Genomic DNA, 11,958 nt, shown 5'->3' on the forward strand with positions numbered 1-11,958 from the left:
ACACCGGCGACGACATCGCGGTGCATGCGCAGGGCCTGACCCGCCGCTTCGGCGAACTGCTGGCCGTCGACAACGTCGACCTGACCGTGCCGCGTGGGCAGGTGTACGGCTTCCTGGGGCCGAATGGATCCGGAAAGTCGACCACCATCCGCATGCTGTGCGGCCTGCTGGAGCCGAGCGCTGGGCAGATCGAGGTGCTGGGGCTGGCGGTTCCCGAGCAGGCCGAAGCACTGCGCCGGCGCATCGGCTACATGACCCAGCGCTTCTCGTTATATGAAGACCTGTCGGTGCGCGAGAACCTGGAATTCCTCGCCGCCATCCAGGATCTGCCACGCGCGCAGGCCCGGCAGCGGGTCGACGAACTGCTGCAGCAGTACCGTCTCCTGGACCGGCAGCCGCAGCTGGCCGGAACCCTCAGTGGTGGCCAGAAGCAGCGCCTCGCCCTGGCCGGCGCCGTCGTGCACGCGCCCGAGCTGCTGTTCCTGGATGAGCCGACCAGCGCGGTCGATCCGGAGTCGCGCCGCGATTTCTGGGAAGCCCTGTTCGAACTGGCCGACGCGGGAACCACGGTGCTGGTGTCGACCCACTACATGGACGAAGCCGAGCGCTGCCATCGACTGGCGATCCTTGATCGTGGCGCGCTGGTGGCTGATGGCACGCCGGCTGAGCTGTGCGCACGGTTGGAAGGGCGCACGCTGCAGGTCACGTCTGCGCAGCCGCGCCAGGCCAGCCGCGCGCTGGCCGAACTGCCCGGGGTGCTGAGCGTGGCGCAGATCGGCACACAGCTGCGCGTGCTGTGCAGCGAGGGGGCTGGCGACACGCCCGCATTGCGGCAGGCGCTGGCCAGTGCTGATCCGCAGGCCCGGATCGACGCCGTCGCACCGAACCTGGAAGACGTGTTCGTGGCCGCCACCCGCGGTCGGGGCCGGGAGCCGGCGGCATGAACCTGCGCCGGCTGTGGGCAATCATGCTCAAGGAGCTGCGGCAGCTGCGCCGCGACCGCATCACGCTGGCGATGATCGTCGGCATTCCGGTGATGCAGCTGCTGCTGTTCGGCTATGCGATCAATCTCAACCTGCGCCATCTCGATGCGGGAGTCGCCGACCAGGCCAACAGCGCCGCCTCGCGCGCACTGGTGCAGGACATGATGGCCACTGGCGTGATCACGCCGCGCAGCGAAGCCTACACGCCGGACCAGCTGATGCAGGCGCTGCGCCGTGGCGAGATCAGTGTCGGCATCGTGGTGCCGGCCGACTTCGAGCGTCGCCGCTTCGACGGTCGCGAAGCGGTGCAGGTGCTGGTCGATGGCAGCGACACCGTGGTGCAGAGCGCGGCGATCCAGCTGGCACAGGTGCCGCTGGATACGCGTCCGACCAGCAACACGCGTCCGCTGCGCGAAGGCAGCATCGCCAGTGGTCCGGTCAGCGTGATCAGCTTCTACAACCCGCAACGGCGCTCGGCGGTGAACATCGTGCCGGGCCTGATCGGGGTGATCCTGACCATGACCCTGGTGATGTTCACGGCGGTAGCGGTGGTGCGCGAACGCGAGCGCGGCAACATGGAACTGCTGATCGCCACACCGGTGTCGCGCAGCGAGCTGATGGTCGGCAAGGTGCTGCCCTATGCGGCCATCGGTCTGCTGCAGACCACGCTGGTACTGGTGCTGGGCACCTGGCTGTTCCAGGTACCCATTCGCGGCAGCCTGCTGGACATCTACCTGGCTGCGGTGCTGCTGGTGCTGGCCAACCTGGCGCTGGGCCTGCTGATCTCCACGCGCGCGCGCTCGCAGTTCCAGGCGATGCAGATGACGCTGTTCCTGTTCCTGCCGTCGATCCTGCTGTCGGGCTTCATGTTCCCGTTCGCCGGCATGCCGCGGCCGGTGCAGTGGCTGGCCGAGGTGCTGCCGCTGACCCACTTCCTGCGCCTAGTGCGCGGCATCATGCTGCGCGGCGCCTCACTGTGGGAGCTGTGGCACGACGCACTGGCACTGCTGGCCTTCATCGTGGTGATGATGACCCTGGCCATCCTGCGTTTCCGCAAACGCCTGGATTAAGGCATGCCGACCAACGGTCGGCATCTACCCGGGCGGGTGCCGACCGTTGGTTGGCATAAACTACCGCGGTGGGTGCCGACCGTTGGTCGGCACGCCTTATTCCGCCACCACCCTCGCGCGCAGCGAATTGGTCAGCGCTTCGGTGATCACCACGTCCACGAACTGGCCGATCAATCGCGCCGGCGCCGGGAAGTTCACCGAACGCATGTTCTCGGTCTTGCCGGTCAGCTCGTTCGGATTCTTCCGCGAAGGACCTTCCACCAGCACGGTCTGCACGGTGCCGACCATCTTCTCGGAAATGCCGGCAGCGTGCGCATTGATGCGTTCCTGCAGGCGCGACAGGCGCGCGTGCTTCTCGGCATCGCTGATCGTGTCCTCCAGGTCCGCGGCCGGCGTGCCCGGGCGACGCGAATAGATGAAGGAGAAGCTGTGGTCGAAGCCGATGTCCTCGATCAGCTTCATGGTCTTTTGGAAATCGGCATCGGTCTCGCCGGGGAAGCCGACGATGAAGTCCGAGCTGATCGAGATGTCCGGGCGCACCGCGCGCAGCTTGCGGATCTTCGACTTGAATTCCAGCGCGGTGTAGCCGCGCTTCATCGCCGACAGCACGCGGTCGCTGCCAGCCTGTACCGGCAGGTGCAGGAAATTGGCCAGCTGCGGCACGTCGCGGAACGCATCGATCAGCGAATCGCTGAACTCCAGCGGATGCGAGGTGGTGAAGCGGATGCGGCCGACGCCATCGATCTCGGCGATGGTGCGGATCAGCAGGCCGAGGTCGGCGAATTCGCCATCCCCATAGGGTCCACGGTAGGCGTTGACGTTCTGGCCGAGCAGGTTGATCTCGCGCACGCCCTGCGCGGCCAGCTGCGCCACTTCCACCACCACGTCCTCGAACGGGCGGCTGACTTCGGTGCCGCGGGTATAGGGCACCACGCAGAACGAGCAGTACTTGGAACAGCCTTCCATGATCGACACGAACGCCGAAGCGCCTTCGGCACGCGGCTCGGGCAGGCGGTCGAACTTCTCGATCTCGGGGAAGCTGATGTCCACCTGCGGGCGCTTCTGCTCGCGACGTGCACGGATCAGCTCCGGCAGGCGGTGCAGGGTCTGCGGGCCGAATACCAGGTCCACGAACGGCGCGCGCTTGATGATCGCTTCGCCTTCCTGCGAGGCAACGCAGCCGCCCACGCCGATGATGACCTCACGGCCCTTGTTCTTCAGGCCCTTCCATACGCCCAGCTGGCTGAACACCTTCTCCTGCGCCTTCTCGCGGATGGAGCAGGTATTGACCAGGATGACGTCGGCGTCGTCCGGGTTGTCGGTCAGTTCCAGGCCATCGCTGGCGGCAAGCACGTCGGCCATCTTGGCCGAGTCGTACTCGTTCATCTGGCAACCGTGGGTCTTGATGTACAGCTTGCCTTTCACCTGGTCGGGCTTGCGCGGACCGGCGGGCAGGGCAACGAGCGGGGTACCGCCCGGCGTGGCGGGCGGAAAGACGTCTGGCGTCCCGGTCATGGCGCTTAATCCATTCGGGTGGCGGGAAAGCGGGCAATTCTACCCGCATCCCGGCCCTCCCGCCGTCCGCCGGTGGTTGGTCGGCCCCGGCGATGGCGCGACGCGATTACGCCGCCGCCAGCTCCGCATCGATCTGCCGCGAACGGTCGAAGGCGGTCATCGCGCTCATCCGTGCAATGTAATCAGCCGTGGCCGGCGCAGGCTGCACCAGGCCGAAGGCCGTGGTCCAGGCCAGCGCATTGCCCCACAGCACGTCGGCGGCGCTCATCGTCTCGCCGAGCAGGTAGGGGCCCTGTGCCAGCTGGGCCTCGATCACCTGCAGCACGGTCTCGGCGTCGTTGTACGGCGACATCAGGCGCGGCGGCGGCTCGCGGTGCATCGCCTTGTCGATCATTGCCGGCTCGAAACAGGCGCCGTAGAAGGCCATCCAGCGCAGGTAGGGGCCGCGCAGGGCATCGCCGATCGGCGGTGCCAGACCGGCCTCCGGATACAGGTCGGCCAGGTACAGGTAGATCGCCACCTGTTCGGTCACCAGCGCACCGTTATGGACGATGGCCGGCACCTTGCCCATCGGGTTGATGGCCAGGTAGGCCGGGGCCAGGTTGGCGCCGGCCTTCAGGTCCAGCACCTGCATGCGGTAGTCCGCACCCAGCGCCTCGAGCAGGGCCACGGCGCCGCTCGAGCGGGAACGGGCGGCGTGGTACAGGGTGATCTGGCGTGAGGTCATGGCATTGCTCCTTGCGGTGGGTGGTGAACTGGAGGCCATCCTGGGGCACTATTGCGGACGACTTCTGTCCTCGATCCTTCATGCGCCACACCGCCCATCGACTGCTGCGCCTGATCGCCCTGCTGCAGGCCCGCCGCCAGTGGTCCGGGGCCGAGCTCGCCGAGCGCATGGGCGTGGACCGGCGCAGCATCCGCCGTGACATCGAGCGCCTGCGCGAACTGGGCTATCCGGTCCAGGCCTCGTCCGGGGTTGGCGGCGGCTACCAGCTGGGGGCAGGGGCGCCGGTGCTGCCGATGCTGCTGGACGAGGAGGAGGCGACCACCCTGGCCATCGCCCTGCGCGCGGCCTCGGCGACCGTCGCCGGCATCGACGACACCGCACGCGGCCTGTTGTCCAAGCTCGACCCGCTGGTGCCGACCCGTCGCCGCCAGCAGGCCGGCGAGGTGCATGCGGCGACGGCCACCCTGTCCGACCTTCCGTCCACCGACGCACGCCTGCTCGGACGGCTGGCCCAGCACTGCCGGCAGGCGTCACGGCTGGCCTTCGAATACCGCAGTGCCCAGGAAGCGGTGACCCAGCGCGTGGTCGAGGCGCAGCACCTGGTCAATTACGGGCGGCGCTGGTACCTGCTGGCCTGGGACCTGGGCCGGCAGGACTGGCGCACCCTGCGCGTGGACCGGATGGGCGCGGTGCGCGAATGCGCCGAGCCGGGCATGCACCGCCGTACGCCCGCGCCGCCGGACGTGATGGTGCGGCAGGCGGTCAGCCAGGCCCCGTTCGCGCTGCAGGCCATCGTCCGCCTGGCCGGCAGCCGTGCCGAGCTGGAAGGCCGCATCCCGCCCTGGTGTGGTGTGCTGGAGGCCGATGGGCCCGACCATTGCCTGCTGCGCATGGGCGCCGAGAGCCGCGGCATGATGCTGGCGCAGATCCTCAGCCTGGACCGGGTGCCGGTGGCGTTGTGGACCACGCCGCCGGGCCTGCGCGATGAACTGGCACAGCGCCTGGCCGGATTGGGGCAGGTGCTGGCTGTGCCGCCGGTCACAGGCTGAGCCGCGTCGCTTGGCAAGCCCCGGCGAAGCTGGGACACTCGCCGGCATGAAGGGGATACTGGGGACAACGGCGATCATCATCGCTGCGCTGACCGCTGCGCCGGCCAGCGCGGGCACCCTGTTCAAGTGCCAGGGCGCCGACGGCGTCACCAGCTACGTCAGCAAGCGCGTGGCCGGGGCCCGCTGCAGCGCCATCAGCTACAGCCGCGACCTCCGCCCGGCACCGCGCCCGGTGGTGGCCGCGCCGAAGCCGGCGCCGACCACCGTGGCCAGCATCGAGCGCAACCCGGTGGCGGTGGCAGCCAGTGCTGCGGCACCGGCGGCTGCGCCAGCCGCCGTACCCGCGACCCCGGTCGCCTCGCGCAGCGGGCGCATGGTCAGCGGCCAGGTCTATTCCTTCATGAAGGATGGCGTGCGCCACTACACCAGTGCGCGGCCGACCCAGGTGGCCAACCTCGGCCCGGTGCGCACCATCCGCTACAGTTTCATGGAGCGCTGCTACGCCTGCGGCGTCAACCCGCGTGTGGACTTCGGTTCGGTGCGCTTGAACACCACCGCGTTCCAGACCGAGATCACCTCGGCCGCGCGCGAGTTCGGCGTCGACGAAGCCGTGGTGCGCGCCATCATCCACGCCGAGTCGGCGTACAACCCGACCGCGCTCAGCCGCGCTGGCGCGCAGGGCCTGATGCAGCTGATGCCGCCGACCGCGGCCCGTTTCGGGGTCAGCGACTCCTACGATGCCGGGCAGAACATCCGAGGCGGCGTGCAGTATCTTGCGTGGTTGCTGAAACGCTTCAATGGCGACCTGACCCTGGCTGCCGCCGGCTACAACGCCGGCGAAGGCGCGGTCGACCGCCACGGTGGTGTGCCGCCCTACAGCGAGACCCAGTACTACGTGCGCCGGGTCGGGCAGCTGGCCGAGCGTTACCGCACCGCCCTGAGTCACCAGTAGGTGCCGCTAACGGGTGGGTGCCGACCGTTGGTCGGCACTCATTTGAAAGGTAGTGCCGGCCGCTGGCCGGCAACCCCGCAATCAATGTTGTTGCAATGCGTTGTGTGGCGCGCGACGGTTCCGCTACACTCGCCCATGATTCAATGCGGCTCTGGCCCCCACCGGATCCGCTGGCAGCCTTAAAGCTACCTAATCAATATCGGAGTGCCGGATGGCCAACGATGGGGTACACGATCCAGTCAACACCGGACGTCGGCGTTTTCTTTCTGCCACCACAGCCGTGGTGGGCGCCGTCGGCGTCGGATTCACCGCAGTTCCTTTCATCAAATCCTGGAACCCCAGTGCCCGAGCCAAGCTTGCCGGTGCACCGGTGGTGGCCGACATCAGCGCCCTGCAGGAAGGCCAACGCCTGATCGTGGAATGGCGTGGCCAGCCGATCTGGATCGTCAAGCGGTCCAAGGCGATCCTCGATGCGCTGCACGGGCTGGATGGCCGCCTCAAGGACCCCGAGTCCGGCGAGAAGGACCAGCAGCCGGACTACGTGCTGAAGCAGAACCCCGAGCTGCGCTCGATCAAGCCGGACATCTCCGTGCTGGTCGGCCTGTGCACGCACCTGGGCTGCTCGCCGGAAATGGTCGCCGAGATCCGGCCCGAACCCTATGACCCGCAGTGGAAGGGCGGCTACTTCTGCCCCTGCCACAAGTCGCGCTTCGACATGTCCGGCCGCGTCTTCAAGGACGTGCCGGCGCCGATCAACCTGAAGGTGCCCGCGCACCACTACCAGGACGACAACACCATCATCATCGGTGTCGATCCGCAGGGGGCTGCCTGATGGCCAATATCCTCAGCCGTACCGCCAGCGGCGTCGCTGACTGGGTCAACGCCCGCGCGCCGGGCCTGATGCCGGTCTACCGCAAGCACGTCACCGAGTACTACGCGCCGAAGAACTTCAACATCTGGTACTACTTCGGTTCGCTGGCGCTGCTGGTGCTGGTCAACCAGATCGTCACCGGCATCTTCCTGACGATGCACTACAAGACCAACGCCGCCGAGGCGTTCGGCTCCATCGAATACATCATGCGTGATGTGGAGTGGGGCTGGCTGATCCGCTACATGCATTCCACTGGTGCCTCGCTGTTCTTCATCGTGGTCTACCTGCACATGTTCCGCGGCCTGTTGTACGGCAGCTACCAGAAACCGCGCGAGCTGGTGTGGATCCTGGGCATGCTGATCTACCTGGTACTGATGGCCGAAGCCTTCATGGGCTACGTGCTGCCGTGGGGCCAGATGTCGTTCTGGGGCGCCAAGGTGATCATCTCGCTGTTCGGCGCGATACCCGTGATCGGCAACGGCCTGACCGAATGGATCATGGGCGACTACCTGCCCAGTGACGCCACGCTCAACCGCTTCTTCGCGCTGCACGTCATCGCACTGCCGCTGGTGCTGCTGTTGCTGGTGGTGCTGCACCTGGGCGCGCTGCACGAAGTGGGGTCGAACAACCCGGATGGCGTGGAGATCAAGAAGGGGCCGAAGGGCAACCGCTGGTCGCCGAACGCCCCGGCCGATGGCATTCCGTTCCACCCGTACTACACGCTCAAGGATGGCGTCGGCGCCGGCTTCCTGCTGATCATCGCCGCCTTCATCATCTTCTTCGCGCCCGGTTTCGGCGGCCTGTTCCTGGAACACGACAACTTCACCGAGGCCAACCGCCTGGTGACCCCGGAGCACATCAAGCCGGTCTGGTACTACACGCCTTACTACGCGATGTTGCGCGTGGTGCCGAACAAACTGGGCGGCGTGCTGGTGATGTTCTCGGCCATCGCCATCCTGTTCCTGGTGCCGTGGCTGGACAAGGCGCGCGTGAAGTCGGTGCGCTACCGCGGCTGGATCTCGAAGGTGATGCTGGGCGTGCTGGCGGTGTGCTTCGTGTGGCTGGGCGTGATCGGTTCCGGCCCCGGTACCGACGTGCACGAAACCTACATCGGGCGGGTGCTGACCTTCCTGTATTTCGCGTTCTTCATCACCATGCCGCTATGGACAAGGTTGGACAAGACCAAGCCGGTACCGGAGAGGGTGACCACGCATGACTGAGCGCTGGATGGTCCGGCTGGCCCTGGCGGCCACCCTGATGCTGGGCAGTTTCCTGGCCTCCGCCGCCGAGGGCGGCACCAAGCTGCTGCAGGCCGGCAACGACCTCGGTGACCGCGCCTCGCTGCAGCGCGGTGCGCAGCTGTACATGAACTACTGCTCCGGCTGCCATGCGCTGAAATACCTGCGCTATTCGCGGATGGCGCAGGACCTGGGCCTGACCGAAGAAGAGGTGATGAACAACCTCAACTTCACTGGCTCGGCGATCGGCGACCCGATCCCGGTGGCGATGCCGAAGGAGAACGCCGAGAAGTGGTTTGGCAAGATGCCGCCGGACCTCAGCCTGATCGCGCGGGTACGCGGCAGCGACTGGGTCTACACCTACCTCAAGTCGTTCTACCTGGACAGCAGCCGGCCACTGGGCTGGAACAACGCGCTGTTCGCCAATGCCTCCATGCCCAACCCGTTGTGGGAGATGCAGGGCCTGCAGCATGCCGTGCATGGCAAGCCCGAGGCCCCCGGCATGGACCCGCCGGTGACCGGCCTGCGCATCGAAACGCCCGGTTCGGTGGATGCCGGCCAGTACGACCAGGCCGTGCGGGACATCACCAACTTCCTCGAATACGCCGGCGAACCGTCCGCGCTCAAGCGCCAGCAGCTGGGCGTCTGGGTGATCCTGTTCCTGGCCCTGTTGACCTTCCTGCTGTACCTGCTGAAGAAGGAATACTGGAAGGACGTTCACTGATTCTGCTGCCGGCCATCGCACGGGCCTATTGGCTTTTGTGATGGTCGGTTGCACACTCGGGGAGGAGTCGACCGCTGGCACGGTGCCGGCGGCGCCGATGCGGCAGGCGGTCTCCTGTCGTGGGAGAGCCTTTGATGGCGGCGAGCGTACGCATGCGCAATACACTGACGCTGTTTTCCTCGAACGACGACGTACTGTGCCACCGGGTACGCCTGGTGCTGGCGGCCAAGGGGGTCACCTTCGACTTCGTTCCGGTCGATCCGCAGAACCCGCCTGAAGACCTGATCGATCTCAATCCGTACCACTCGGTGCCGACCCTGGTCGAGCGCGAGCTGGTGCTGTACGCCGCGTCGGTGGTCAGCGAATACCTGGACGAACGCTACCCGCATCCGCCGCTGATGCCGGTCGATCCGCTCTCGCGTGCGCGCATCCGCCTGGCCATGCTGCGCATCGAGCACGACTGGGTGCCGCAGGTGCAGGCCATCCAGCTGGGCAACAAGACCCAGGCCGAGGCCGGCCGCAAGCGCCTGAAGGAACTGCTGACCGCCTCGCTGCCGCTGTTCAAGGCCAGCAAGTTCTTCCTCAATCCGGAAATGAGCCTGGCCGACTGCGCGATGGCGCCGATCATCTGGCGGCTGCAGTCGCTGGACGTGCCGCTGCCGAAGGATGGCAAGGCGATCGAGGACTATGGCAACCGCATCTTCCGTCACCCGGGTTTCGTCCGCAGCCTGACCGACCAGGAAAAGAAGCTGCGCGATCTGCCGGTCTGATCCGACCTTGCGTAACCCGTCTGCACGCCGACCGGCGTGCAGGCGATCCGCCCCGGCGGGGCGCCGGGCGCGTACACTTCACGCATGACCGAAGACTTCTTCCACATGACCAGCCACCGCCCGTACCTGCTGCGGGCGCTGGTGGAATGGATCAACGACAACCAGCTGACCCCGCACATCCTGGTCGACGCCGGCGTCCCCGGCGTGCAGGTCCCGCCTTCGGCGGTCAAGGATGGCCGGGTCGTGCTCAACATCGCCGAGCGTGCCGTCGTGCGGCTGATGATCGACAACGAAATGGTGAGCTTCTCGGCGCGCTTCTCCGGCACCAGCTACCCGGTGCAGGTGCCGATCAGTGCCGTGCTGGCGGTCTATGCCCGCGAGACCGGACAGGGCATGGCGCTGCCGGATGACATTCCGGGCAACGAAACCGCACCGACCAGCGATGAGCTGCTGCATGAGGAAGGCACGCCGCCGGACGATACGCCGCCGGCCAGTCCGCCGCCGAAGGGCCGCCCGAACCTGCGCGTGGTCAAGTAACCATTCCGACGCCGCCCCGATGGGCGGCGTTTTTCTTTACAGGATTTACCGGTAGGTGCCGACCGTTGGTCGGCACTCAAAGCCCTTAGACATCCTCGGCATCCTCCACATCCGGGCGGATCTGGCTGATCCGCGCGGCACCGGGGCCGGTGAACGAGATCAGCTGGTCGCCGCGCAGCACCATGCGGCCCACGTGGCGATCGATGCCATCGTAGGAATATTCGAACTTGAAGGTGCGCTCGAAACCGAGCCGTCCATCCTCGCCACGCGACAGTCGCAGGCCGGTGGCGTGCACCGCCTGGTCCAGCCACTGCACATCGGCAGCGCGGCAGGCATTGCGGCCCAGCTCGACCGCGCGCTCGGCGGCCGAGCGTGCGGCGTTCCAGAAGAAGTAGATGATTCCGCCGGCAATCAGCAACAGCAGCAGGGTGGGCATGGCGTCAGCCGTCAGAGGTCGATCCCGCAAAGATGGCGGCGAACGCGCGCTGGATCAAGCGCTGCATTCACCGCTGAGGTTGTGGTTCGCCAGACACCGGCTGCGCGGGCACGACGACCGGTTGCGGCGCCGGAGCGGTCTGTACCGGTGTGGCAGGCGAGGGCATCACCACGGGTGATGTGGCGGTCAGCTGCAGCAACGCCGCCCAGTCCTGGCGGTTGAAACTGCATTCGTCCTCGCGGCCCGGCGTGCAGCTGGGGTCGATGCCGGTGCTGTTGCGTTCGCGCGCCGGCGGCAGCTTGATCAGTCCGGTGCGCTCCAGCGGCAGCAGCCGCATCGCCACGGTGTTCATCACGTTGCCACCGACCAGGTACAGGGTCTGGTCGCCGCCGAGGTTGGCGGCCACCACCACTTCGCAATGTGATTTCCAGTGGCCCACCGAACCGTTGCCCAGCGCCTGCACCAGTCCGCTGTAGCTGAGCGTGCTGCTGCGGTCACGCAGGAAGCACAGCAGATCGCCGGGCGCGGGTTTGGCCGTGGCCGGGTCGACCAGCCGGTACGGCACGCCCGAGGGTCCGCCCTGGTACGCGGCGCGGATGTAGTCGATGTGGCGTGGCGACGTGTTGAAGCCGGGAACGCCGGACTGCACCATCACCCAGGAAATGAACGCGGCCGACCACGGGTTGTCGATCAGGAAGGCGCGGCAGTCGCTGTCGGTGTAGCGCGTGCCCAGTGGCGCCAGGCAGCTGCTGGCGCCCGCGATGCTGCCCATCGCGTTGAGCGTGCCGCTGTTGCGCCAGTAGCCGGCCACGCGCTGCCAGGCGATGAGACCGTTGTCGGCCAGGTGTTCGTTCTCGGCCTCGGTGACACTGAGGCTCGCCGCGCGGCCATCACGATCGATGAAGGGCCGGAACCAGAGCCGGTGTTCATTGCAGGCGGTATTGCGGATGGCCACCGCCAACGGGCTCAGGCCGAAGCGGGGCGGCACATCGCAGGCTTCGGCGGCCGCTGCGGACAGCGGTGCCGCAGCCAGCAGCAGACAGGCAGGCAAGAGCATCCGGCGCATGCGCGGCTCCTGTGGGGGAT

General features: G+C 67.1%; 13 protein-coding genes. 9 read left to right on the forward strand and 4 right to left on the reverse strand.

Annotated elements, in window-relative coordinates:
* The first annotated feature begins 20 nt into the window (after positions 1–20).
* A complete protein-coding gene (locus tag AB1281_RS05450; protein ID WP_430345255.1) occupies positions 21–944 on the forward strand; it encodes an ATP-binding cassette domain-containing protein in 924 nt (307 codons plus the stop codon).
* Positions 941–2,053 carry an ABC transporter permease gene (locus tag AB1281_RS05455; protein ID WP_430345256.1) on the forward strand — a complete coding sequence of 371 codons (1,113 nt, stop codon included), beginning with the start codon at positions 941–943 and terminating at the stop codon, positions 2,051–2,053. Before AB1281_RS05450 ends, AB1281_RS05455 begins: the two co-directional genes overlap by 4 nt.
* A gap of 96 nt (positions 2,054–2,149) precedes the next feature.
* Here the strand turns inward: AB1281_RS05455 and miaB are convergent, their stop codons facing one another.
* Positions 2,150–3,568, reverse strand: coding sequence for a tRNA (N6-isopentenyl adenosine(37)-C2)-methylthiotransferase MiaB (gene miaB, locus AB1281_RS05460; protein ID WP_430345257.1), 1,419 nt, complete (start codon positions 3,566–3,568; stop codon positions 2,150–2,152).
* Between the two features lie 106 nt (positions 3,569–3,674).
* Positions 3,675–4,295 (reverse strand): glutathione S-transferase family protein, encoded by a 621-nt coding sequence (locus AB1281_RS05465; protein ID WP_012510589.1) that lies wholly within the window; start codon positions 4,293–4,295, stop codon positions 3,675–3,677.
* Positions 4,296–4,375: 80 nt separating this feature from the next.
* On the opposite strand from AB1281_RS05465, the gene AB1281_RS05470 reads away from it, so the two are divergent.
* The 7 genes from AB1281_RS05470 to AB1281_RS05500 all read left to right on the forward strand — a co-directional run bounded on the left by AB1281_RS05470 (position 4,376) and on the right by AB1281_RS05500 (position 10,436).
* Positions 4,376–5,344: a helix-turn-helix transcriptional regulator gene (locus AB1281_RS05470; RefSeq protein ID WP_430345258.1), complete on the forward strand. Its 969-nt coding sequence runs from the start codon at positions 4,376–4,378 to the stop codon at positions 5,342–5,344.
* 46 nt (positions 5,345–5,390) lie between these two features.
* The gene (locus AB1281_RS05475; RefSeq protein WP_262227114.1) at positions 5,391–6,296 is read left to right on the forward strand and encodes a lytic transglycosylase domain-containing protein; all 906 of its coding nucleotides are present in this window, start codon (positions 5,391–5,393) and stop codon (positions 6,294–6,296) included.
* Between the two features lie 211 nt (positions 6,297–6,507).
* Positions 6,508–7,128 (forward strand): ubiquinol-cytochrome c reductase iron-sulfur subunit, encoded by a 621-nt coding sequence (petA, locus tag AB1281_RS05480; protein ID WP_004151998.1) that lies wholly within the window; start codon positions 6,508–6,510, stop codon positions 7,126–7,128.
* A complete protein-coding gene (locus tag AB1281_RS05485) occupies positions 7,128–8,387 on the forward strand; it encodes a cytochrome b (RefSeq protein ID WP_110711774.1) in 1,260 nt (419 codons plus the stop codon). Before petA ends, AB1281_RS05485 begins: the two co-directional genes overlap by 1 nt.
* Positions 8,380–9,129 carry a cytochrome c1 gene (locus AB1281_RS05490; protein ID WP_014036596.1) on the forward strand — a complete coding sequence of 250 codons (750 nt, stop codon included), beginning with the start codon at positions 8,380–8,382 and terminating at the stop codon, positions 9,127–9,129. The genes AB1281_RS05485 and AB1281_RS05490 overlap by 8 nt, the downstream gene beginning before the upstream one ends.
* A gap of 134 nt (positions 9,130–9,263) precedes the next feature.
* Positions 9,264–9,899, forward strand: a complete 636-nt coding sequence (locus tag AB1281_RS05495) for a glutathione S-transferase N-terminal domain-containing protein (RefSeq protein WP_005408842.1) — start codon at positions 9,264–9,266, stop codon at positions 9,897–9,899.
* 84 nt (positions 9,900–9,983) lie between these two features.
* A complete protein-coding gene (locus tag AB1281_RS05500; protein WP_005412806.1) occupies positions 9,984–10,436 on the forward strand; it encodes a ClpXP protease specificity-enhancing factor in 453 nt (150 codons plus the stop codon).
* 85 nt (positions 10,437–10,521) lie between these two features.
* Here AB1281_RS05500 and AB1281_RS05505 read toward each other — a convergent pair whose 3' ends face one another.
* Positions 10,522–10,872 carry a DUF3301 domain-containing protein gene (locus tag AB1281_RS05505; RefSeq protein WP_005415950.1) on the reverse strand — a complete coding sequence of 117 codons (351 nt, stop codon included), beginning with the start codon at positions 10,870–10,872 and terminating at the stop codon, positions 10,522–10,524.
* A 67-nt stretch (positions 10,873–10,939) separates the two neighbouring features.
* Positions 10,940–11,938 (reverse strand): DUF2272 domain-containing protein, encoded by a 999-nt coding sequence (locus AB1281_RS05510; protein WP_430345259.1) that lies wholly within the window; start codon positions 11,936–11,938, stop codon positions 10,940–10,942.
* Positions 11,939–11,958: the final 20 nt, after the last annotated feature.

It is taken from the genome of Stenotrophomonas sp. NRRL B-14846 (genome assembly GCF_050473585.1).
Lineage (GTDB): Bacteria > Pseudomonadota > Gammaproteobacteria > Xanthomonadales > Xanthomonadaceae > Stenotrophomonas.